The sequence below is a fragment of the Rothia halotolerans genome, from assembly GCF_004136635.1.
GTDB classification, from domain to species: Bacteria; Actinomycetota; Actinomycetes; order Actinomycetales; family Micrococcaceae; genus Rothia; species Rothia halotolerans.
In genome coordinates this window covers 36,384-58,070 of record NZ_NOIU01000005.1, presented here as the reverse complement: position 1 = coordinate 58,070, position 21,687 = coordinate 36,384, and the positions used below count along the sequence as shown (strand labels likewise).

Below are 21,687 nucleotides of genomic sequence, written 5' to 3'. Positions count from 1 at the left end.
GCACCGCCACCCGGCGCCCCGGCGGGGCCCGCCCTGGCAGGACCTCACGCGAACGCCGACTGCCCCGTGACGTCCCTTCCCACGATGAGGGTCTGGATGGACTCGGTCCCCTCATAGGTGTGGATCCCCTCGATGTCGGCCATGTGCCGGGCCACGTGGTTCTCCAGGAGGATGCCGTTACCGCCGAGCATGTCCCGCGCGGTCGCCGCCACCCGGCGCGCCCGCACCGTGTTGTGCACCTTGAAGAGGCTGGCCTGCTGGTCCCGCAGCCGCCCCCGCTCCTGGAGGCGGGCCGTCTGGGCGGCCATAAGCTGCATGTCGGTGACGTCGGTGAGCATGTTCACCAGCCGCTCCTGGACCATCTGGAACTTCGCCAGCGGCTTGCCGAACTGGACCCGCTGCCGGCTGTAGGCCAGGGCCGCCTCGTACACGCCGACGGCGTGGCCCAGCGCGGACCACGCGACGCCCACCCGGGTCTGCACCAGCGCCCGGGAGACCTCCTTGAAGCTCTGCGCGCCGGGCAGCAGCGCGTCGGCCGGGACGCGGACGGCGTCGAGCGTGATCCTCGCCTGGTGGATGGCCCGCAGCGCGGCCTTGCCCTCGATGACCTCGGCCCGGTACCCCTCGGCCTCCTGCGGCACGATGAAGCCCCGGACGCCGCCGTCCTCGCAGCGGGCCCACACCACCGTGATGCCGCCGGAGGCGCCGTTGCCGATCCACTTCTTCTCGCCGGTGATGACGTACCCGTCGCCGTCGCGGACCGCCGAGGTCTCGAGCCCCACCGAGTCGGAGCCGTGGTCCGGCTCGGTCAGGGCGAAGGCGCCCAGCAGGCTCGCCTCGGCGAGGGGGACCAGGTACCGCTCGCGCTGCTCGGGGGAGCCGAACAGCGCGATCGAGCGCAGCGCCAGCCCGCCCTGGACCGCGGCCGCCGTGCCGAGCGAGCCGTCCCACCGGGAGAGCTCCATGGTCACCAGGCCCGCCCCCAGCGGGGAGAGCCGGCGCCGGCCGGGGATGTCCAGCCCGTCGGTCAGCAGGTCCCGCTCCCCCAGCCCGCGCAGGGTCTCCAGGGGGTACTCGGCGCGCTGCCAGGCGTCGTTGGCGCCGGCCAGGATCTGCCGGCCGTACTCCCGGGCGAGCCCCCAGGCCTCGCGGTCGGCGTCGCTCGCCTCCTGAAGGACCCCCAGGTAGTCGGTGTCCAGCGGTTCGGTCAGCTCGTAGGCGTTCTCGGGCACCCGATCACTCTCCCAATCTCTCGATGATGGTCACGTTGGCCTGCCCGCCGCCCTCGCACATGGTCTGCAGGCCGTACCTGCCGCCGGTGTCCTCGAGGACGTGGAGGAGGGTGGTCATGAGCCGCGCGCCGGTCGCCCCGATCGGGTGCCCCAGCGCGATGGCGCCGCCGTGGCGGTTCACGTGCGCCATGTCCGGCTCCAGCTCCCGGGCCCAGGCGAGCACGACGCCGGCGAAGGCCTCGTTGATCTCCACGGCGTCGATGTCCTCCAGCTCCAGGCCGGTGCGCTCCAGGGCGCGGCGGGTCGCGCGGATCGGGGCGGTCAGCATGGCCACGGGGTCGTCCCCGCGGGCGCTCAGGTGGTGGATCCTCGCCCGCGGCACCAGCCCGTGGCGCTCCACGGCGCGCTCCGAGGCGATCAGCAGCGCGGCCGCGCCGTCGGAGAGCTGGGAGGCGGTGGCCGCGGTGTGCGCCCCGCCCTGGCGGATCGGCTCGAGCTCGGCCATCCGCGCCCGGTTGGGCTCGCGCGGACCCTCGTCCCGCTCCACCCCCGCGAGCGGGACGATCTCCCGGTCGAAGCAGCCCGCGCCCTGGGCCGCGAGCGCGCGGCGGTGAGACTCGGCGGCGTAGGCCTCCAGGTCCTCGCGGCCGAACCCCCATCGCTGCGCCATGAGCTCGACGCCGCGGAACTGGGAGATCTCCTGCCCGCCGTAGCGCCCGGCCCACCCCTCGGAGCCGGTGAAGGGGTCGGGGAAGCCGAGCTGGGCCGCGGCGCCGTTGGCCCAGCCGAGCGGCACGGAGCTCATCGACTGGACCCCGCCGGCGAGCACCAGGTCCGCGGTGCCGGACATGACGGCCTGGGCGGCGTAGTGCACCGCCTGCTGACCGGAGCCGCACTGCCGGTCCACGGTGGTGCCGGGGACGGCCTCCGAGCCGCCTGCGGCGAGCCACGCGCTGCGGGCGACGTCGAAGGCCTGCGGCCCCACCTGGTCGATGCAGCCGAGGATCACCTCGTCGTACTCCTCGGTGTCGACCCCGGCCCGCTCGACCACGGCGCGGATCGGAGTGGCCGCCAGGTCCAACGGGTGTACGCCGGCGAGCCCGCCGCGGCGCCTGCCCACCGGGGTGCGCAGGGCGTCGATGATGTATGCCTCGGCCATGATGTCCTCCTTGCGACGGTGCCGATGCTGCTTGTGGTCCGACGGCGCGGCCCCGGCTGCCGGGCCCGCCCCGTCCCTACCGGGGCGCCATCCGGAGGGCTCCGTCCAGGCGGACGGTCTCCCCGTTGAGGTAGTCGTGCTCGATCAGGGCCAGCGCGAGCCGCGCGTACTCCTGCGGCCGCGCGAGCCGGTGCGGGAAGGGCACCGACGCCGCGAGCCCCTCGCGGTACTCCTCCCCCACGCCGGCGAGCATGGGGGTGTCCACGATCCCGGGCGCGATGGCGTTGACCCGGATCCCGCGGCCGGCCAGGTCCCGCGCGGCGGGCAGCGTCAGCCCCACGACGCCGCCCTTGGAGGAGGCGTAGGCCGCCTGCCCGACCTGCCCCTCGTACGCCGCGACCGAGGCGGTGTTGACGACGACGCCGCGCTGCCCGTCCTCGTCCACGGGATCCGTCTCAGCCATCGTCTCCGCCGCCAGCGCGAGCACGTGGAAGGTCCCGAGGAGGTTGACCCGCACGACCTTGGCGTACAGCTCGAAGTCGTGCACCCCCGAGCGCCCGAGGATCCGGGCGGAGGGCCCGATCCCCGCGCAGCTCACGGCCGCCCGCAGCGGCCCCTCCCCTTCCCGCACCACGCGCTCGACGCCGGCCCGCACCGACTCCGGGTCGGTCACGTCGGCCTCCACGTACCTCACGCCCTCGGCCGGCTCGGCCCGCTCGATGGCGGGGGCGAGGTCGAAGGCGTGGACGTCGGCGCCGCGCGCGGCGAGGGCGAGCGCCGTCGCCCGTCCCAGCCCGGAGGCGCCCCCGGTCACGATCGCCGCGGTCCCTCGGATCTCCATGGTGTCCTCCCGGTCGGTTGGTGGTGGTCTGGATGGCCTGAGCCGGCCGGCGGGGGCGAGCGGCGGTCCCGCCGCTCGGCCCGGCGTCGCCTCACCGGAACGCCGAGACCCCCGTGACCGCCCGCCCGACGATCAGCGAGTTGATCTCGTAGGTCCCCTCGTAGGTGTACATGATCTCGGCGTCGCCGAAGATCTTGGCGGCGTGGTACTCGCTGGTGACGCCGTTGCCGCCCAGGATGCCCCGGGCCTTGGCCACGGACTCGCGGACCAGCCGGGTCCCGGTGGCCTTGCCCATCGCCGCGTGCAGCATCTCCATGCGCCCCTCCTGCTGGAGGCGGGCCACCAGGACCATCATCCCCAGGCTCGCCTGCGCATTGCCGAGGATCTCGGAGAGCGGCTGCTGGATCAGCTGGAAGCCGGCGAGCGGGCGGCCGAACTGGCGGCGCTGCAGGGAGTACTCGCGGGCGACGTCGAAGGCCGCCAGCTGCACGCCGACCGCCTGCCAGCCGACCCAGGCCCGGGAGCTGCGCAGCAGCCGGTTGGCGCTGGAGAAGTCCTCGGCCCCGGGCAGGAGGTTCCCCGCCGGGATCCGCACCTCCTCCAGCTCGATGTCCGCGTTGGGGATGATGCGCAGCCCGATCTTGTGCGGGATCTTCTGCGCGCGGTAGCCCGGGCGGTCGGTCTCCACGAGGAAGGCCTTGATCCGGCCGTCCGCGACGTCGCGGGCCCAGACCAGCGCGAAGTCGGCGATGGTGCCGAGCCCGATCCACCGCTTCCGCCCGCTGATGACCCACTCGGAGCCCTCCCTGCGGGCGGTGGTCTCCAGCCCGCCGGCGATGTCCGAGCCGTGGTCCGGCTCGGTCAGGGCGAAGGCCCCGAGCGCCTCGAAGGTGCGCAGCCGGGGCAGCCAGCGCTCCTTCTGCTCGGGCGATCCCAGCTCGTTGAGCGTCCCCACGATCAGCTCGTTGTGGATGCCGATCAGCGCCGAGATCGAGACGTCGGCCCGGCTGGCCTCGGCGTAGACGAGCCCGCGGTACAGGCGGGAGGCGGTCCCCAGCTCGACCTCCCCGAGCCCCCGCTCGGCCAGTCCCGGCAGCAGCTCGAAGGGGAAGTCCTCCCGGTTCCAGTAGTCGATGGAGCGGGGGCGCACGACGTCGTGCAGGTGCTCCCGCACGGCCTGGAGGGAGCGCCGCTCGGCGGGCTCGAGGAGGGAGAGGGCGTCGAGGACGTCGGCGTCGGGATAGGGCAGGTGCTCTGGTTCTGGGGGCGCCGGGGTCAGCCCGCGGAGATCGGTGGTCACGATGGCCTTCCTGGATGGGGAAACCGCGATCCTCGTACGGTGTGTGCCTCGGATCACATGGTACATCGACCCTACCGAGCCGTCTTTCGATCCGCCAGCACGGTGCTCCCTCCGGGGGGCGCCCGTGCGGAAAGGGACGTCGTCCTGACGGGAAGCGCGGTGCGGCGTCGTCACCCGTGCGAGGGCGAGCCCGGCGTCCTAAGATGGCCCCATGCGTGAACTCCAGGCGAAGATCATCGAGGAAATGGGCGTCAAGCCTCGGATCGACCCGGTCGAGGAGGTGGAAGCCCGCGTCGGACTCCTCTGCGACTACCTCAGGGCCACCCGGACGATGGGCTTCGTCCTGGGCATCAGCGGCGGTGTCGACTCGACGCTGGCGGGCCGGCTCGCCCAGCTCGCGGTGGAGCGTCTGGCCGAGGAGGGGCACGACGCCGACTTCGTCGCCGTCCGCCTGCCCTACCGGGTCCAGCACGACGAGGAGGACGCCCAGCGGGCCCTGGCGTTCATCCGCCCCCGGACCAGCCTCGTGTTCAACGTGGAGCCCGGCACCACGGGCGTGACCGAGGAGTTCGCCCGCGCCACCGGCCGTGGGATCACCGATTACAACCGCGGCAACGTCAAGGCCCGGATCCGGATGATCGCCCAGTACGCGCTGGCCGGCGAGCGCAACCTGCTGGTGATCGGCACCGACCACGCCGCCGAGTCCGTCACCGGCTTCTTCACCAAGTTCGGCGACGGCGGGGCGGACGTGCTGCCCCTGTACGGGTTGAACAAGCGGCAGAACCAGGAGCTGCTGCGCCACCTCGGCGCCGAGGACGGGCTGTGGGACAAGGCCCCGACGGCGGACCTGCTGGACGAGTCCCCCGGCCAGACCGACGAGGCGGAGCTGGGCCTGAGCTACGACCTGGTGGACGACTACCTCGAGGGCCGGGAGATCGACGAGGTCCACGCCGAGGCGCTGGAGGCCCGCTTCCTGCGCTCCCGGCACAAGCGCACCACACCCGTGACGATCCGCGACTCGTGGTGGAAGTAGGGGCCTACCCGCGGGTATAGCATCGAATCATCGGAAGTCTCTCGAGAAGGAGGACCCATGGATCCGATCGTCCGCCGTTCGTCCACCGCGCTCATCGTCTCGGGAGTGCTCGCCATCGTCTTCGGAGTGGTGCTCCTCGCGTGGCCCCTCTCCTCCGCGATCACGCTCATGATCCTGCTGGGCGCGTACGCGCTCGTGGACGGGATCTTCGCGCTGGTCACCTCGTTCAACGCCCCGCGCGGGGCGCTGCGCGGGTACCTCATCTTCTCGGGGATCCTCGGCATCCTGGCGGGCATCTTCGCCCTGATCAACCCGGCCATCGGCGCGGCGGCGTTCGTCTGGGTCCTCGGCGTGTGGCTGCTGATCCGCGGCGTCACGGAGATCGTCAGCGCCGTCCAGCGGCGCAGCGGCGGCCCCCGCTGGCTCCTGGTCGTCGGCGGCATCCTGTGGATCGTCGCGGGCGGCATCTTCGTCTTCAACCCCGCCGGCGGCGTCGTGGCCTTCGCCGTGCTGATCGGCATCCTGGCCCTGGGGTGGGGGCTGCTCTCGCTGGTGGCCGGCATCGCGCTGCGCGTGGCGGGGAAGCGCTCGGCGCGCGCCGCCTCCTGAACCCCCGGCTCCCGGCCCATCGGCGCGGGATCGATCCCGCACGCTCTGACGTGCTCTCCCGCTTGCGACCTTTCCGAAGGGCCGCGGATCTCCGGGGCGCCCGGATCCCGCCCGGATCGGGCGTCCCCACCCGCGGGGCGCCCGTTCTCTTTTGCCGGGCGGCGGGCTACTGTGACAGGACAGTGATCCCGGGCACACCCATGTGTCCCGGGAGGACCGCCGCACAGGAGGAGTCGCGATGACCGTCACCGAGGAGTTCCGCGAGGCCAGGGACCAGCTCCTGAGGCTCAGGGAGGACTACGGGGCGGCCCGGCAGCACTTCGAGTGGCCGCGTCCCGAGCACTTCAACTTCGCGCTGGACTGGTTCGACGCCCTCGCCGCCTCGCCGGAGGAGGGCGGGCGCAGCGCCCTGGTGATCGTGGAGTCGGACGGCGGCTCCCAGCGCGTGACCTACCGGGAGATGGCCGAGCGCTCGTCGCGGCTGGCGAACTGGCTGCGCGGCATCGGCGTCGGGCGCGGGGACCGCATCCTGCTCATGCTGGACAACCAGGTGGAGCTGTGGGAGACCGTCCTGGCCAGCATCAGGCTGGGCGCCGTGCTGCTCCCCACGACCACCATGCTCGCCCCGGCCGGGCTCACGGAGCGGGTGGAGCGGGGAGGGGTCGGCTGGGTGGTGACCAATCCGGCCAACAGCGCCAAGTTCGCCGAGGTGCCGGGCGGCTTCTCCGTGATCGAGACCGGCGAGGAGGCCCTGGGGCGCGCGGAGAGTCCCGCCGGCAGCCATCCGCACCACGCCTACGCGGCCCACCGGGAGGCCTCCCCGGACTTCCTCCCGGACCGGCCGACCCGCGCGGACGAGACCCTGCTGCTGTACTTCACCTCGGGCACGACGTCGCGGGCCAAGCTCGTGGAGCACACGCACGTCTCCTACCCGGTGGGGCACCTGACGACGATGTACTGGATCGGCCTGGAGCCCGGCGACGTCCACCTCAACGTGGCCTCCCCCGGCTGGGGCAAGCACGCGTGGTCCAACGTCTTCGCGCCCTGGATCGCGGGCGCCACGGTGCTGATCTACAACTACGCCCGCTTCGACGCCGCGGCCCTGATGAGCACCATGGACGCCGAGGGCGTCACCAGCTTCTGCGCCCCGCCGACCGTGTGGCGGATGCTGATCCAGGCCGACCTCGCCCAGCTGCGGAACCCTCCCCGGAAGGTGGTGGCGGCGGGCGAGCCGCTGAACCCGCGGGTGATCCTCCACGTCCAGCAGGCGTGGGGCCTGGACATCCGGGACGGCTTCGGCCAGACCGAGACGACCGTGCAGATCGCCAACACCCCCGGGCAGCCGGTCAAGGTCGGCTCCGTGGGACGCCCGCTGCCGGGGTACGACGTCGAGCTGCTGGACGAGGCCACCGGCGAGGTCGTGGAGGGCCCGGGCGAGGGGGAGGTCTGCCTCGTGACGGACCCCCGGCCGGTGGGGCTGATGACGGGGTACTACGGCGATCCGGCGCGGAACGAGGAGGTCTTCCGGGACGGCCTGTACTGCACCGGGGACGTGATGAGCCGCGACGAGAACGGGCTCTACACCTACGTGGGCCGCTCCGACGACGTCTTCAAGGCCAGCGACTACAAGATCTCCCCCTTCGAGCTCGAGTCGGTGCTGATCGAGCACCCGGCGGTGGCCGAGGCCGCGGTGGTCCCCTCCCCGGATCCGATCCGGCTGGCGGTTCCCAAGGCGTACGTCGCGCTCCGGGCCGCCGCGGAGCCCACGGCCGAGACCGCCGAGTCGATCCTCGCGCACTGCCGCGAGAAGCTCCCGCCCTACGCCCGGGTGCGGCGCCTGGAGTTCTGGGACCTGCCCAAGACGGTCTCGGGCAAGATCCGCCGCGTGGAGCTGCGGGCCCGGGAGGCCGAGCTGCACGGCGAGGCGGGAGGCGGCGCCGATGCCGCGGGAGGCGGAAGCGCAGCGGGCGACGGGGGCTCGGCCCAGGAGGGCCGGGGCGGCGGGGCGACGGCGGGGGAGTTCGCGGACACGGGCTTCCCTGGGCTGAGGGGGTAGAGCGGGGTGAAACCCCCGCGCCGACGAGACCCCGAGGGGAAACGCCTCGCCAGCCTGAATCCTGGGAACTCACTGGAATGTTATGTTCTGACATATGAACAATGATCAGCCCCTGCGCATCGGCATCGTCGGCTACGGCAAGGGCGGTCGCGAATACCACGCGCCCTTCATCGAGGCGGCCGAGGGCGTCCGGCTCGCCGGCGTCGTGGCCCGCTCCGAGGAGAAGCGCCGCCGCATCGAGGAGGACCTGCCCGGCACCGCCGTCTACGGCAGCCTCACCGAGATGCTCGCGGCCGGCGTCGACGCCGTCACGATCACGACGCCGCCCTCGACCCGCCGCGACCTGGTCCTCGAGGCCGTCGGGGCAGGGACCCCCGTGGTCGCGGACAAGCCCTTCGCCCCGGACCCCGCGACCGCCCGCGAGCTGTGCGACGCGGCCCGCGAGGCCGGCATCCCCCTGGCCGCCTTCCACAACCGCCGCTGGGACGCCGACGTGACCACCCTCCGGGCGGTCCTCGCCGGCGGGCGCGTGGGCCGCCCCGTCTCCTACTCCTCCGTCTTCGACCTGGTCGAGCCCGAGGGGATCGCGCTCGGCGTCGGCGGCGGGGTCCTCTCCGACATCGGCTCGCACCTCATCGACCAGGCCGTCTCCCTCTTCGGTCCCGTCGCCTCGGTCTACGGCGAGCTCGAGGTCCGCCCGCTCCGGGAGATCGGCGTCGAGGAGGAGGGCGAGATCGACACCGGCTTCTTCGCCGCGCTCGTCCACGCCTCCGGCGTCCGCTCCCACGTCGAGTCCAGCAAGATGGGGAAGCAGGCGCTGCGGCGCCTGCGGCTGGTCGGGACCGAGGGGACCTACGCGGCCACCGGCGTCGACGTCCAGGGCCGCGCCCTCGGCCAGGGCGCCCGGCCCGCCGAGGACCCGGAGCACTGGGGGTACGAGCCCGAGCCGGGCAGCCTCGCCACCTCCGCCGGGGCCGAGGCCGTCCCCTCGGAGCAGGGCTCCTACGCCCGCTTCTACGAGCAGTTCGCCCGCGCCGTCCGCGGCGAGGCGGAGCTGCCGGTCACCGCCGACGACGCCGTCCACATCGTCGACGTCATCGACGCCGTGCGGGCCTCGGCCCTCGAGCGGAGGGTCGTCGAGCTCTCCTGACCTCCCGGCCGGGGCGGCTCGGAACGGATACGCCCCGCCGGACCGGCCCGGCTCAGACCCTCCCGCCCTGCGCCTCCCCGAGGTCCAGCACCCTGTCGCACGCCCGCGCGATGCCGGGGTTGTGGGTCGCGACCACCGCGGCCGCGCCCTGACGGGCCATCTCGCGGATGAAGCCCAGGACCATTCGGCCGTTGGCCTCGTCCAGGGCGCCGGTCGGCTCGTCCGCGAGGATCAGGTCGGGCTTCTTGACCAGCAGGCGCGCCACGGCCACGCGCTGCTGCTCGCCGCCGGAGAGCTGGAAGACCCGGTCCCCGCCCCGCCCCTCGAGCCCGACCCTGGCCAGAGCTTCCTCGACCTCCCGCCGCCCCGGCCGCCGGGAGCGGGGCAGCACCTTCAGCGGTGCCTCCACGTTCTGCGCGGCGGTGTCGGCCTCCACCAGGGCGTAGTTCTGGAAGAGGTACCCCAGGTGGTCACGCCGGAAACGGCGACGGGCGGAGGCGGAGGTGTGGGAAAGCCGGCGCCCTCCCACGAAGAGCTCCCCGTGGTCGAAGGGGCTCAGCGCGCCCAGGCAGTTCAGCAGCGTCGTCTTCCCCGACCCGGACGGGCCGACGAGGGCGAGGACCTCCCCGGCGTGCACCGTGAGGTCCAGGCCCTGCCAGATGGTGCGTCCGGCGATCGTCTTGCCGGCGTCGCGCAGGCGGATGTGCTCGGTCATTCGGTACGGGTCCTTTCGGTGATGTCGCGGCGGGAGCTGAGCAGCAGGGCGCCCAGGAGCAGCGCCAGGTCGAGGAGGACCAGTGCGCCGATCGACCCCCAGCTGAACCGGAGGAAGTCGGTGACGACGCCGTCGTCCGCGCCGGTGCTCAGCAAGCCCTGGCTCTCCCCCACGGTCCGGTAGGCCTGCCAGGCCACGACCCCCGCCATGACGAGGACCTCGACCCCCAGCAGGGCGCGGAAGGTGCCGAGGAAGCCCCAGCCGCTGAGGTGCTTGACGAAGATCTCCTGCCCGTTCTCCCGGCAGTAGAGGACGGCGTAGGCCAACAGCGCCAGGACCAGCACGACGCCGAAAGCCACTGCTCCGTAGAGGGAGGTGCGCAGGTCCGCCCCGTACTTCTTGAGGTACGAGGCCTGGTGCACGGCGACCGGCTTGATGGAGGCGACGAGGGTACGGGCCGGCGACTCCGCGAGACGGTCCATGGCTCCGGCGCGATCCTCGATGATCGCCCCGCCCTGGGTCGCCCACGCCGCGACCGAATCCGCAGAAGCGAGCAGGTCCTCCTGAGGGAGGTAAACCACCAGGGGATCATGCACGCTGAGAGGATCTTCATTTATCGATGAACCATAGGTGAAGACGTCACGGCCGGCGGGAATGCGGTGCTCTGTGAAGTCCGCGAGTCGCTGCTCGGGGAATCCGTAGGGAACCACCTCCTCCAGCTCCTCTCGGGACACTTCCCTGCCTTCAGGGAGGAATACCGCCGGCTGATGCCGGTGCTCATCCTCTGCGATCCACCGAGCGGCTTCGGGGACCTGTTCGGCGTGGAGTCGCAGATAGTTCTGATCGACGGCCAGGGCCGACGTGAGCGAGAGCGGCTTGAAATCCGGGCCGAACTTCATCAACGGCTTGTTCTGGGCGATGATGACGTTGCCTCGGCCGATCTCTCCTGCGAACCACTCGGCCGTCGAACGCCGGTCCGCCTCTTCCGGCGTGACGCCCCTCTGATCGACGTAGCTGACCTGCCCCAGCGTGCTCAGGAGCGCGGAGGAGCTTCGGTGGTCGGCCATGAGGCCGGCGGTGGAGAAGGAGATCTGCATCAGCGACAGCAGACCCACCAGGCATCCGATCTTGACCAGGCTGACCGCGGCGTAGCTCGACCGGACCGGCTGCCTCCCCTTGATCGCCTCCGGGATGTCCACCCGGGAGACCAGCTGCACGGCCACCAGGTGCACCACGAGGATGAGGACGGTGATCACCACCGTGACCAGCAGCGAGATCTTCCAGAAGAGCCCGTAGAAGGCCATGCCGTTGTAGAGGAGGAGAACGACGGCGGCCATCGCCTGCACGCCGATGAAGCTCACCAGGACGGTCAGCAGCGCGGCGCGGGCCTCCCTGACATAGGCGCCCAGCGGAGAGCTCCCGAAGAGGAATCGCTGGGCATAGACCCGGCTGCCCATCACCGCCGATGCCATCACGGCGAAGGCGATCCCGAGGACGGATGCGGAGAAGGCCCAGGCGAAAGGGCTCCCTCTGAGGTAGTCCACCATGTCCTGATTCGCGTACAGAGTCCGCTGAGCCCCTCCATAGCCGGTCTCGGCGAGGCTTTCGAGCAACCCCTCCTTGGACTTCTCAGGACCGTAGAGCATGTAGATGCCCCGTGGATCCTCGAGAGGCCTGTCCAGAGTTTCGACCGTGACGTGCTGCCCTTTGTCGAAGACCGGGTACCCCTCTTCGGCCCACCGGGCCGAAGAAAGGTCCGGATTGCCGATGCGCAGCTGCAGCACCTGGCTCCGCACGGGATCGTCGGCGTCGAAGTCGAGGCGCGCGGCGTTGATGTCCCGGGCTTCGAGCTCCTCCCCCAACCGCTCGTGGAACTTCTCGGGCGAGAAGCCTGTGTGCACATCGGTGATCCAGAGGAGATGGCGGCTTCCGAGGGTCATCTCGGAGTCGGTCTCGTGAAGCTGCGCGAAGACCGCGACGGCGCTCAGCAGCGCGATCAGGCCGTAGAAGAGACGGATGAATATGATCCGCACAATACCTCCATGTCAGAGCGGTGCGACCTCGGAATTGCACGAGGTCGCACCGCATCGATAGGTCAGGGATCAGCAGAAATTGTAATAGGACTTATTTCCGCCCAACTTTTTCCTCGGGGTAGAGGCCTATGACCATTTACCTGCAGAAACGTTTCCGGAATAAGCTTCCCATTGCCCTATCGCAGTAGACCCATGGCACTTACCACCGTGATAGTAGTTAGACCAGACCCGAGCCGAATTGACGCCCTGGTTCCAGATACCCCCGCCCACCTGATGGACGGCCGCCTGCGCCGCCGTGAAGCTCCCCAGCGCCAAGGCCAAGCCCGTCGCGCAGGCCGTAATCTTCCTCATGACATACTTCCTTCCGATATCCGCGCAAGAGGGCCGACCTCTCACGTTTCCGGTACAGAGAATCATCTTCGATCGCTCCGCATGCACAGAAAGTATCCACTCGGAAGGAGGGAATCAATTAAGATTTTGAATAAATGGCGGAATTGTTTCGAAATTGAAATTTCCCTCGGAGGTTTTTACTGGTCAGCGAGTTTCACTCTCACTGCAGCTCACAACGCTCCTCCAAATATTTCTTATTAAGACGCGACACCGCCACTCGGCGGCCAGCATCCATCCCCCGGCATTCACCGGGAACCTCACTCAGCCGCCGCGCGAGACCCGCCGGGCGCGCATCTGCAGCCCCGCGGCGATCGCCACGACCACGCAGCCCGAGACCAGCGGGATCACGAACGCCACGCGCAGGCTGCTGGCGTCGGCGATCAGGCCGATCGCCGGGGAGGTGAAGAGGAACCCGATCCGCATGACCCAGCCGACCACCGTGATGCCCGTGCCGTCCCTGAAGCCCGGCACCCGGTTCGCCTCGGCGTAGGCGGCCGGGATCAGCGTCGCGCACCCGAAGCCGGCCAGCGCGAACGCGGCGAAGGCGCTCCACGCGGCAGGCTGGAGGATCACCAGGCCGAAGCCGAGGGCGATCAGTGCCCCGCCCGCCATCGCCACCCGGTCCCGGCCGAAGCGGTCGGTCAGGGGGTCGCCCAGGATCCTGCCGAGGAACTGGAAGACCAGCAGCGTCACGTACCCGTACCCCACGAAGGCCAGGGGCAGGCCCACGGAGTCCCGGAGGAAGTTCGCCGACCAGTTGTTGCCGACGTCCTCGATCAGCGCCCCCGCGACCGCCATGAGCGCCAGGAGCATCAGGAACGCCCAGCCGCGCAGGCCGGGACGGGGACGGGACGACGCCGTCGCGCCGGGACCGGCGGGGTACGCCTCCGCGCCCTCCGAGCCGTCTGGACTCCCGGGACCGGACTCGATGCCTTCGTGCACCGCACCTTCCGCGTCAGCCGGGGCCCCACCCGCCCCCATGCTCACGGACGGGGCGGCCGCGGCGAAGTAGGCGAGGACCGCCACCGCCGCCACCAGCAGCCCGCTCACGCCCAGATGGACCCCGAGCCCGACGCCGGCCCCCTGGGCCAGTGCCGCCCCCAGGCCGCCGAGCGCCGCGCCGATGCTCCACGAGGCGTGCATCGAGTTGATCACGGTCTTCCCCAGCCCCTCCTGGACGAAGAGGCCGTGGACGTTCTGGGCGGCGTCGACGACGGCGTCGAGCAGGCCGACCGTCCCCAGCAGGAGCGCCACCGCCCACACCGCCGGACTGATGCCCACCAGCGCCATCACCGCGGCCATCAGCACGGTGCCCACCGTGGCGGTCCGGCGCGCACCGAACCGGCGGATCGCCACCGCCGGCAGCCCCGAGGCCACCAGCGAGCCCACCGCGACGGCGGCGACCAGTGCCCCGAACCCCGCGTTGCTCAGCCCCAGGGCGTCCTTGAGCTCCGGGTAGCGCGGCAGCAGGCCGGCGATGACCGCCCCGTTGGTGAAGAACATCAGGGCCACGCCCCAGCGGGCCCTGCGCCACGTTTTATTCGAGCTTCGAATCAACTCCATCCGCTCAGCCTACCGGCCCTCCCAGACCCGGACGCCACCGCGCCGGGAGAGGGTCGGCATCCCTCCGCCGGCCCACCGAGGGCCTACGCCCCTCACCGGTCCCGGAACTCCGGCTCCCGCTTCTCCGAGAAGGCGGCCATGCCCTCCTTCTGGTCCTCGGTCGCGAACAGCGAGTGGAAGAGGCGGCGCTCGAAGCGCACGCCCTGCTCCAGGGTCGTCTCGAAGGCCGCGCCGACCGCCTCCTTGGCGGTCATCGTCACCGGACGCGACTTCGCGGCGATGGTCCGGGCGACCTCCATCGCGGTGTCCAGCACGGCGTCGTCGTCCACCAGGCGGGAGACCAGGCCGGCGCGCTCCGCCTCCCGGGCGTCCATCATGCGCCCGGTCAGCACCATGTCCATGGCCTTGGCCTTGCCGACGGCGCGGGTCAGCCGCTGCGTGCCGCCCATCCCGGGGATGACGCCGAGGTTGATCTCGGGCTGCCCGAAGCGGGCGCCCTCGCCGGCGACGAGGACGTCGCACATCATCGCCAGCTCGCAGCCCCCGCCCAGCGCGTAGCCGCTCACCGCGGCGATCACCGGGATCCGCACCTCGGCGAGGCGCCCCCACTGGGAGAACCAGTCGGCGGCGTAGACCTCCGCGTAGCTCTTGTCCGCCATCTCCTTGATGTCCGCGCCGGCCGCGAAGGCCTTCGCGGAGCCGGTCAGGACGATCGCCCTCACCCGCGGGTCGGCGTCCCAGGCCTGGGCGGCCTCGACGACGGCGTGCATCGTCTCCTGGTTCAGCGCGTTGAGCGCCTTCGGCCGGTTCAGCCGGATGAGCCCGACGCCGTCCTCCACGCTGGTCAGCACGGCCGCCTCGGCCTCCTGGTTCCGCTCCTCGCTCATCGGTTCCCCTCTCGGATCGTCTGGATGATGGCGGAGAAGTCGAGGCCGCCGTGGCCCGACTCCTCGAACTCCTCGTACAGCTTCTGCGCCGCGCGGCCGAACTCGGCCCGCGTGCCGGTGGACTCGAGCGCGGCGAGCGCGAGACCGAGGTCCTTGGCCATGAGCGAGGTCGCGAAGCCCGGCCGGTACTCGTGGTTGGCGGGGCTGGTCTCGACCGGGCCGGGCACCGGGCAGTTGGTGCTCACGGCCCAGCACTGCGCCGCGGAGCTGGACATGACGTCGTAGAGGACCTGGTCGCTCAGCCCCAGCTTCTCGCCGAGCACGAAGGCCTCGGAGGCTCCGATCATGGTCACGGCCAGCAGCATGTTGTTGCAGGCCTTCGTCGCCTGGCCGGCGCCGCTGACGCCGCAGTGGACGATCTTCCGGCCCATGACCTCCAGGAGGGGCAGCGCGGCGTCGTACTCCTCGGCGGGGCCGCCGACCATGAAGGTCAGGGTCCCGGCGTCCGCCCCGGCCACCCCACCGGATACGGGGGTGTCCAGGGCACGGTGGCCCGCTGCCCGGGCCAGCTCGGCGGCCTCGCGCGCCTCGTCCACGCTGATCGTCGAGGAGTCGATGAACAGGGTGCCGGCCTCTGCGGCGGAGAGCAGCCCCTCGGCATCGTCCTCGCCCCGGTAGGCCGCGAGCACGTGCGCGCCGGAGGGGAACATCGTGAACACGACGCCGGCCCCCGGGACCGCCTCCTCGCCGCTGGCCGCGATGCTCACCCCGGCGGCCTCGGCGGTCCGGCGGGCGGCCTCGACCGGGTCGTACCCGACGACGTCGTGGCCGGCCCGCACCAGGTTGCGGGCCATCGGCCCGCCCATGTTGCCCAGTCCCAGAAAGGCGATTCTCATCTCGGTCTCCTCAGCTCACGGGGCGTCTACCCCTCCGGCAGCCGCAGGTCCTCGTAGCCGGGGACGGGCTCGAAGAAGCCCAGCACCCGGTCCCGGCCGACCTCCTCCAGCGAGGGCGGGTCCCACGCGGGGGTACGGTCCTTGTCCACGACCTGCGCGCGGATGCCCTCGGTCATGTCGTGGCCGAGGACCGCGTTCCCGCTGGTCCTGAAGTCCTGCTCGAGGGTCTGGGCCAGCGTGAGGCCCCGGGCCCTGCCGATGCCCTCCCAGGCGGTCTTGATGCCCGTGGGACTGTTGCGCTCGAGCGCGGCGAGGGCGGCGGCGATGCCCTCGTCCTGCGGCTCGCGCTCGGCGAGGATCGCCAGGTTGTCCCGGACCTGCTCGACGGCGTCGGCGGCGTACGCCTCCTCGATCCAGGGCTGGGCGGCGGCCAGGGGCGGCTCCGGAGCGGGGCGATCGAAGCGGGCGATGACGGCTGCTACGGCGGAGGCGGCTGCGTCGGCGGAGGCGGCTGCGTCGGTGCGGGCTGCGGCAGCGGCATCGCCGGCGTCAGCGGTCGGCGTTGCGGTGGAGCGAGCCTCGGCGGTGGCGGAGTCCTCGACGGCGGAGCCTGCGCTCTGGTCCTCGGGGGCGGCCTGGGCCGCGGCCGAGGGCACCTCCTCGAGGGCGCGCAGGAGCTCCGGCAGGGAGGCGTCGGGGACGTAGTGGTCGGCGATGCCGATGTACACGGCGTCGGCCCCTCCGATGTGCAGGCCGGTCACCGCCAGGTGCTCGCCGGTTCGCCCCGGCGCGCCGGAGAGGTGCTTCAGCCCGCCGACGTCCGGGCTGAAGCCGATGCCCGTCTCCGGCATGCCGGTGCGGGTGGACTCGGTGACGACGCGGTGCGAGCCGGCCGCGGAGAGGCCGATGCCGCCGCCGAGCACCAGCCCGTTCATCAGCGCGACGTACGGCTTGGGATAGCGCGAGATCCGGTGGTCGAGGGTGTACTCCTTGCGGAAGAACTCGATGCACTCCTCCTCGCGGCCCGCCGTGGCCGCCCGGTAGAGCGCGACGACGTCGCCCCCGGAACACAGCCCCCGCTCGCCCGCGCCGACCACCGCCACCACGCGCACCGCCGGGTCCGCCTCGAAGGCGTCGAGCGCGGCCATCATCAGGTCGATCATCTCGATGGTCAGGGCGTTGACCGCCCGGGGGCGGTTGAGCGTGATGAGCCCGAGGCTCCCTCGGGTCTCGGAGAGCACCGGCGGTTCCTGCCGTGCGTCGGTCATCGTCCCTCCTGGGGCGTGGTCGGTGCCGTGCCGGGCGGGCCGGGACGGGGTCGGATCGTTGCTGTGCTTCGACTCACAGACTATCGCGCGGCCTGCGGAGGCTGCCAGGAGCCGGGCGGGGCGAGGCGGGCAGGGGCGAACGACGTCCCGGCGGGGTGCAGACCACGGCCACGGCGGCGGGCGCGGCCCCGTGGCGATCGGGGAGGGCGGGCCGGGTCGGAACCTCAGCCTCAGCCTCGGCAATCGGCAATCGGCAATCGGCAATCGGCACAGTGAGCCACGCGCGTACTAGCCGTTTTCGGAGCTATCCTTCCGCTGATGCGGAGAGGAGATCCTTCGGAGGTCGAATTTTTCGGAACGATACCTCCGAAAACCGCCAGCTCAGTGATGACGATGCTTTGAATCCCACCAGAACGAGGACGACGTTGTTCGTGCCCCTCAGCCGTCCCCTGCGCCCTGCCCCCGCTGCCCCTTCGACGCCGCGGCCGCGCGGCGCCCCTGCTCCCCGATGCGCGCCCAGTCCTCGTCCGTGAGCTCGGCCAGTGCCGAGAAGGTCGAGGGGCCGGCGAGCATCTGCCCGCCGTCCATCGTGATGGTCTGCCCCGTCAGGTAGTCGCAGGCACCGGAGAGGAGGAAGATCGCCAGGTGGGAGAACTCCTCCACGGTGCCGGCCCGGCGGGCGGGCACGGCGTCGAGGTCCGTCATCGCGCCGCGGTCCCCCCGCTCGCCCCCGCTGGAGCTGAGGACCGCCGAGGTGTACTCGGTGGGGATCGGTCCGGGCGCGATCGCGTTCAGCCGGATGCCGTGGGGCGCCCACTCGACGGCCAGCGACATCGTCATCGCGTGCACCGCCGACTTGGCCATGGCCGAGGGGACCACGTACGCGGAGCCGGTGAAGACCCAGCTGACGAGGGTGGACAGCACCGTGCCGGGCAGGCCCTCCGCGATCCACCGCCGCCCCACCGCGTGGGTGACGTTGTAGGAGCCGTTCATGACGGTCTCGGTGATCGCCTGGAAGCCGCGGGGGCTGAGGTCCTCGGTCCGGGCGATGAAGTTCCCCGCCGCGTTGTTCACGACGCCGGTCAGCGGGCCGTGCTCCTCCCAGGTCAGGCGCACGGCCTCGTCCACCGCCGCGGCGTCGCGCACGTCGGCCGTCCGCCAGTGCGGCCGGCGCCCGGTCGCGGCCTCGATCTCCTCGGCCGCCTCGCGCAGCATCCCCTCCCGGCGGCCCCAGAGGTGCACCTCGGCGCCGTGCCCGGCCAGGCGCAGGGCGAGGCCGCGGCCCAGCCCGCTGCCGCCTCCCGTGACGAGGATGCGCTGGCCCTCCAGGACGTCGGCGCGGAAGGGCGATGGGTGACTGCTCATGGGGGCCTCGTTCTGCTCGGCGACGTCGTGTGTCCCACCTCACGATACCGGCGGTCCCGGGTATCGTGAAGCCTCCGGCCGGCCCGCGGGGCACCGTGGACCCGGCGGCGGAGATCGCGACGACAGCGGGAACAGATCTGAGCGCGGGAGGCCGGGGAGCGCGGCAGGGCCTCGGCGGCTGGGGGTTGACAACCGGGGGTCGCGACGGCGGATGGGCGTGATCCCGCCCCGCGTTCCCCGCCCGGTAACGTGGTCGCCATGAGAATTGCGACCTGGAATGTGAATTCGATCCGCGCCCGCGCCGATCGCGTGGAGGCCTGGCTGGACCGCTCGGACGTGGACGTGCTGGCCATACAGGAGACCAAGGCCAAGGACGAGAGCTTCCCGTTCGCCCTGTTCGAGCGGCTCGGGTACGACGTCGCCCACTTCGGCCTGAGCCAGTGGAACGGCGTCGCCATCGCCTCCCGGGTGGGGTTGGACGACGTCGAGCGCACCTTCCCCGGTCAGCCGGTCTTCGGCAAGCCCGGCCAGGAGGAGGTCCAGGAGGCCCGCGCCCTGGGGGCGACCTGCGGCGGGGTCCGCGTCTGGAGCCTCTACGTGCCCAACGGCCGCGGCATCGACGACCCGCACATGGCCTACAAGATCGAGTGGCTGCGCGTGCTGCGCGAGGACGCCCAGAAGTGGCTGGGTGAGAACCCGGAGGGGCAGCTCGCGCTGGTGGGCGACTGGAACGTGGCGCCGCAGGACGAGGACGTCTGGGACATCGACTTCTTCCGCGAGAACCAGATGACCCACGTGACCGAGCCCGAGCGCGGCGCCTTCAACGCCTTCCTCGACGACGCCGGCCTGGTGGACGTCGTGCGCCCCCACACCCAGGGCGAGAAGGACTACACCTACTGGGACTACAAGTCGCTGCGCTTCCCCAGGAACGAGGGCATGCGGATCGACTTCCAGCTCTGCTCGCCGGCGCTGGCCCGGCGGGTGAGCACCGCCTGGATCGACCGGGAGGAGCGCAAGGGCAAGGGGGCCTCGGACCACGCGCCAGTAGTCATCGAGTGCGAGTGAGACGGGCGGGGTGGCCCCGCTGATGCGAGGCAGCTGGAGAGGCACCCCCATCTTCAACGATCCAGGGGCCTTTCCAGCCACTCACGCGGGGCCAGGGCCTGAGGGTCTCTAGCCGTCGTGAAGCTGACATAGGTCAGAGCCGTCAGCCCATCCCGTTCCGCCGCTCCGAGGCCTTGAAACCTCCTCCCGGCCCAAGAAAGAGAAAAATCCCCCAAGTGCGCTTCCGCGAGAGACGTGGGGGATGCAGTGAGCACCACCATAGAACGAGAGCATGGAGCGAGCTGTTCTCGCGGATCCACCACTGTGGAGAGGCGATGAGGAGCACGAGCAGCTATATGGCATGCGACGTGCGTCAACGCCGGAGACCGGGTCAGATCCCTGTGAAGGACGCACCTAAGCAGTGGTTAACACCACAATTCATTCGGCTTCAATGACCCGTTAAATGGAAGAAAACCGCCCCGTATAGAAGCCTACGAGGCGGTTTTCGTGGCTCCGACCGGCGTCGATCCGGTGACCTTACGATTTTCAGTCGTACGCTCTACCAACTGAGCTACAGAGCCCGGCATCTCTGTCAGCAGATATGCCGCGACGGCGTCTCTCGCGAGGAGAGATACGCCGCCTGAGCGACCCTGACGGGACTTGAACCCGCGACCTCCGCCGTGACAGGGCGGCGCGCTAACCAACTGCGCTACAGGGCCTTGTTGTTTTTCCAACGAGAGAAAACTCTATGGGAAGAACTCTGGCTTTGCAAATCGGAGATTTGCAGTACCCCCAACGGGATTCGAACCCGTGCCGCCGCCGTGAAAGGGCGGTGTCCTAGGCCGCTAGACGATGGGGGCCGGACCTCGCGGACGGGCATGCCCGTGCTCGGAACCTCCCCAAGCATATGGGGCGGTCCCGGAAACCACAAACCCGTCCGCGAGATGAGACGGACGTCACCTCAGCCCCAGGCGACCCCCGCCTCCGGCGCGTCCTGGGTCCGGGGGTCGTCCACGTCGGGGACGATCATCACCGGGTTCTGCGAGCTGTGCAGGACGCCCTGGGAGATGGAGCCCAGCAGCATCCCGCGCAGGCCGCCCCGGCCCCGCGTGCCGACGACCACCAGGTCCGCGCTCTCGCCAGCCTCCAGCAGCACCTGCACCGGGGAGCCGTCGATCCGCTCCGCGGTGATCTCCAGATCCGGGAAGTGACCCCTGATCCACTGGATGGCGCGGTTCTGCAGCTCGTCGATCTCCCGGTGCATGGCCTCGAAGTCCACGGCCGCCGGGACCCACGTCAGGGCGCCGGTGTAGGGCGCCAGCGCGTTGACGAGCTTGAGCCCCACGCCCATCCGCTGGGCCTCCTCGGCGGCCTTCACGATGGCGATGCGGGCCTGGTCGGATCCGTCCGAGCCCACCGCCACGCCGAGCGAGGGCGTGAGCGTCCCGGCGTCCTCCGCGTGGCGCTTGGCCCAGGCGTGCGGCACGACGACGACCGGGCACTTGGAGTGCGCCGGCAGCGAGGTCGAGACGGTGCCCAGAAGCCGCCCCACGAAGCCGCGGGCGCTGCGGGAGCCCACCACCATGAGGTCGGCGTGCTCGGAGAGCCGGACGAGGAGCGAGGACGCGTCGCCCGTCTCGACGGTCGCGCGCAGCTCGACGTCCTCGCCCCTGACGCGCTCGTAGGCCTCGTCCAGGATCTGCGCCACGCCGTCGGCGAGCGCCTGCTCGTCGATCACCGAGTACCCCGAGTCGAAGCCGGTGCCGGTGAAGACGGGCAGCGAATAGGCCGTGACCAGGCGGATGGGGACCCGACGTCGCTTGGCCTCGGCCACCGCCCAGCTCAGCGCGCCGTAGCTCTGCTCGGAGCCGTCGATGCCGACGATGATCTCGCCCTCGATGACCTCCGGGTCCGGCAGCTTCCCCCGGGCGGCGACCGCCCGGGCCCCGAAGCTCTCAGCGGACCTGTTGCTCGTCTCGTCAGTCATGTCTGCCCCTCCTCTGTGAGACTGCTCCAGATGCCCCCATTTTATGACGGATACCACGCCAGAGGGCGAGCAATCGCCGGGGAACGCAGATCTTTTATGGCATTCTGCATGCAAGAAACCCGCAGCCCCGTCCGCCCGCCCCGGCGAAGGGGCGGGCGG

The 21,687-nt window shown here is 71.3% G+C and carries 18 protein-coding genes and 3 tRNA genes; 5 read left to right on the top strand and 16 right to left on the bottom strand.

The genetic code is table 11. From position 1 onward, the window contains the following. Positions 1-44 precede the first annotated feature (44 nt). From EWV39_RS12645 to EWV39_RS12630, 4 genes are all read right to left on the bottom strand, one after another. Positions 45-1,232 carry an acyl-CoA dehydrogenase family protein gene (locus EWV39_RS12645; RefSeq protein WP_238148345.1) on the bottom strand — a complete coding sequence of 396 codons (1,188 nt, stop codon included), beginning with the start codon at positions 1,230-1,232 and terminating at the stop codon, positions 45-47. A gap of 4 nt (positions 1,233-1,236) precedes the next feature. After that, positions 1,237-2,391, bottom strand: coding sequence for an acetyl-CoA C-acetyltransferase (locus tag EWV39_RS12640; RefSeq protein ID WP_129660934.1), 1,155 nt, complete (start codon positions 2,389-2,391; stop codon positions 1,237-1,239). 76 nt (positions 2,392-2,467) lie between these two features. Further along, positions 2,468-3,232, bottom strand: a complete 765-nt coding sequence (locus tag EWV39_RS12635) for an SDR family NAD(P)-dependent oxidoreductase (protein ID WP_129660932.1) — start codon at positions 3,230-3,232, stop codon at positions 2,468-2,470. Positions 3,233-3,323: 91 nt separating this feature from the next. Beyond that, a complete protein-coding gene (locus EWV39_RS12630) occupies positions 3,324-4,532 on the bottom strand; it encodes an acyl-CoA dehydrogenase family protein (protein ID WP_238148344.1) in 1,209 nt (402 codons plus the stop codon). A gap of 211 nt (positions 4,533-4,743) precedes the next feature. On the opposite strand from EWV39_RS12630, the gene nadE reads away from it, so the two are divergent. The 4 genes from nadE to EWV39_RS12610 all read left to right on the top strand — a co-directional run bounded on the left by nadE (position 4,744) and on the right by EWV39_RS12610 (position 9,380). Further along, positions 4,744-5,565, top strand: coding sequence for an ammonia-dependent NAD(+) synthetase (gene nadE, locus EWV39_RS12625; RefSeq protein ID WP_129660926.1), 822 nt, complete (start codon positions 4,744-4,746; stop codon positions 5,563-5,565). A 57-nt stretch (positions 5,566-5,622) separates the two neighbouring features. Further along, positions 5,623-6,174, top strand: a complete 552-nt coding sequence (locus EWV39_RS12620) for an HdeD family acid-resistance protein (protein WP_129660923.1) — start codon at positions 5,623-5,625, stop codon at positions 6,172-6,174. Positions 6,175-6,412: 238 nt separating this feature from the next. Beyond that, the gene (locus EWV39_RS12615) at positions 6,413-8,230 is read left to right on the top strand and encodes an AMP-binding protein (RefSeq protein WP_129660919.1); all 1,818 of its coding nucleotides are present in this window, start codon (positions 6,413-6,415) and stop codon (positions 8,228-8,230) included. Positions 8,231-8,324: 94 nt separating this feature from the next. Beyond that, on the top strand, positions 8,325-9,380 hold the full coding sequence (locus tag EWV39_RS12610) for a Gfo/Idh/MocA family oxidoreductase (protein ID WP_238148343.1): 1,056 nt from the start codon (positions 8,325-8,327) through the stop codon (positions 9,378-9,380). Positions 9,381-9,432: 52 nt separating this feature from the next. On the opposite strand, the gene EWV39_RS12605 is transcribed toward EWV39_RS12610, so the two are convergent. From EWV39_RS12605 to EWV39_RS12570, 8 genes are all read right to left on the bottom strand, one after another. Next, entirely contained in the window at positions 9,433-10,095 is a 663-nt protein-coding gene (locus EWV39_RS12605; RefSeq protein WP_129660915.1) for an ABC transporter ATP-binding protein, read from the bottom strand. Beyond that, a complete protein-coding gene (locus tag EWV39_RS12600; protein WP_129660912.1) occupies positions 10,092-12,128 on the bottom strand; it encodes a hypothetical protein in 2,037 nt (678 codons plus the stop codon). Before EWV39_RS12600 ends, EWV39_RS12605 begins: the two co-directional genes overlap by 4 nt. Positions 12,129-12,254: 126 nt before the next feature. After that, on the bottom strand, positions 12,255-12,479 hold the full coding sequence (locus EWV39_RS14390) for a lactococcin 972 family bacteriocin (RefSeq protein WP_129660909.1): 225 nt from the start codon (positions 12,477-12,479) through the stop codon (positions 12,255-12,257). Positions 12,480-12,779: 300 nt separating this feature from the next. Next, entirely contained in the window at positions 12,780-14,081 is a 1,302-nt protein-coding gene (locus EWV39_RS14260) for an MFS transporter (protein ID WP_129660906.1), read from the bottom strand. 92 nt (positions 14,082-14,173) lie between these two features. Then, positions 14,174-14,968, bottom strand: coding sequence for an enoyl-CoA hydratase (locus EWV39_RS12585; protein WP_129660904.1), 795 nt, complete (start codon positions 14,966-14,968; stop codon positions 14,174-14,176). Next, the gene (gene mmsB / locus EWV39_RS12580; RefSeq protein WP_129660901.1) at positions 14,965-15,864 is read right to left on the bottom strand and encodes a 3-hydroxyisobutyrate dehydrogenase; all 900 of its coding nucleotides are present in this window, start codon (positions 15,862-15,864) and stop codon (positions 14,965-14,967) included. The genes EWV39_RS12585 and mmsB overlap by 4 nt, the downstream gene beginning before the upstream one ends. Before the next feature lie 26 nt (positions 15,865-15,890). Beyond that, on the bottom strand, positions 15,891-17,132 hold the full coding sequence (locus EWV39_RS12575; protein ID WP_129660898.1) for a 3-hydroxyisobutyryl-CoA hydrolase: 1,242 nt from the start codon (positions 17,130-17,132) through the stop codon (positions 15,891-15,893). Positions 17,133-17,570: 438 nt separating this feature from the next. Next, complete coding sequence (locus EWV39_RS12570) at positions 17,571-18,497, bottom strand: SDR family oxidoreductase (RefSeq protein ID WP_129660895.1); 927 nt, start codon at positions 18,495-18,497, stop codon at positions 17,571-17,573. Between the two features lie 258 nt (positions 18,498-18,755). Here EWV39_RS12570 and EWV39_RS12565 point away from each other — a divergent pair, with 258 nt between their 5' ends. After that, the gene (locus EWV39_RS12565; protein ID WP_129660892.1) at positions 18,756-19,562 is read left to right on the top strand and encodes an exodeoxyribonuclease III; all 807 of its coding nucleotides are present in this window, start codon (positions 18,756-18,758) and stop codon (positions 19,560-19,562) included. A 487-nt stretch (positions 19,563-20,049) separates the two neighbouring features. On the opposite strand, the gene EWV39_RS12560 is transcribed toward EWV39_RS12565, so the two are convergent. From EWV39_RS12560 to EWV39_RS12545, 4 genes are all read right to left on the bottom strand, one after another. Further along, positions 20,050-20,122, bottom strand: a tRNA-Phe gene (locus tag EWV39_RS12560). A 64-nt stretch (positions 20,123-20,186) separates the two neighbouring features. After that, positions 20,187-20,260, bottom strand: a tRNA-Asp gene (locus EWV39_RS12555). 68 nt (positions 20,261-20,328) lie between these two features. Then, positions 20,329-20,401, bottom strand: a tRNA-Glu gene (locus tag EWV39_RS12550). 101 nt (positions 20,402-20,502) lie between these two features. Further along, a complete protein-coding gene (locus tag EWV39_RS12545; protein WP_129660889.1) occupies positions 20,503-21,528 on the bottom strand; it encodes a universal stress protein in 1,026 nt (341 codons plus the stop codon). Between the last annotated feature and the right edge of the window lie 159 nt (positions 21,529-21,687).

Bases quoted from the DNA above. Each gene is read 5' to 3' on its own strand.
- EWV39_RS14260 (WP_129660906.1), bottom strand. From the start codon at position 14,081: ATGGAGTTGATTCGAAGCTCGAATAAAACGTGGCGCAGGGCCCGCTGG.
- EWV39_RS12545 (WP_129660889.1), bottom strand. From the start codon at position 21,528: ATGACTGACGAGACGAGCAACAGGTCCGCTGAGAGCTTCGGGGCCCGG.
- EWV39_RS12640 (WP_129660934.1), bottom strand. From the start codon at position 2,391: ATGGCCGAGGCATACATCATCGACGCCCTGCGCACCCCGGTGGGCAGG.
- EWV39_RS12575 (WP_129660898.1), bottom strand. From the start codon at position 17,132: ATGACCGACGCACGGCAGGAACCGCCGGTGCTCTCCGAGACCCGAGGG.
- EWV39_RS12605 (WP_129660915.1), bottom strand. From the start codon at position 10,095: ATGACCGAGCACATCCGCCTGCGCGACGCCGGCAAGACGATCGCCGGA.
- EWV39_RS14390 (WP_129660909.1), bottom strand. From the start codon at position 12,479: ATGAGGAAGATTACGGCCTGCGCGACGGGCTTGGCCTTGGCGCTGGGG.
- mmsB (WP_129660901.1), bottom strand. From the start codon at position 15,864: ATGAGAATCGCCTTTCTGGGACTGGGCAACATGGGCGGGCCGATGGCC.
- EWV39_RS12620 (WP_129660923.1), top strand. From the start codon at position 5,623: ATGGATCCGATCGTCCGCCGTTCGTCCACCGCGCTCATCGTCTCGGGA.
- nadE (WP_129660926.1), top strand. From the start codon at position 4,744: ATGCGTGAACTCCAGGCGAAGATCATCGAGGAAATGGGCGTCAAGCCT.
- EWV39_RS12635 (WP_129660932.1), bottom strand. From the start codon at position 3,232: ATGGAGATCCGAGGGACCGCGGCGATCGTGACCGGGGGCGCCTCCGGG.
- EWV39_RS12585 (WP_129660904.1), bottom strand. From the start codon at position 14,968: ATGAGCGAGGAGCGGAACCAGGAGGCCGAGGCGGCCGTGCTGACCAGC.
- EWV39_RS12610 (WP_238148343.1), top strand. From the start codon at position 8,325: ATGAACAATGATCAGCCCCTGCGCATCGGCATCGTCGGCTACGGCAAG.
- EWV39_RS12570 (WP_129660895.1), bottom strand. From the start codon at position 18,497: ATGAGCAGTCACCCATCGCCCTTCCGCGCCGACGTCCTGGAGGGCCAG.
- EWV39_RS12565 (WP_129660892.1), top strand. From the start codon at position 18,756: ATGAGAATTGCGACCTGGAATGTGAATTCGATCCGCGCCCGCGCCGAT.
- EWV39_RS12615 (WP_129660919.1), top strand. From the start codon at position 6,413: ATGACCGTCACCGAGGAGTTCCGCGAGGCCAGGGACCAGCTCCTGAGG.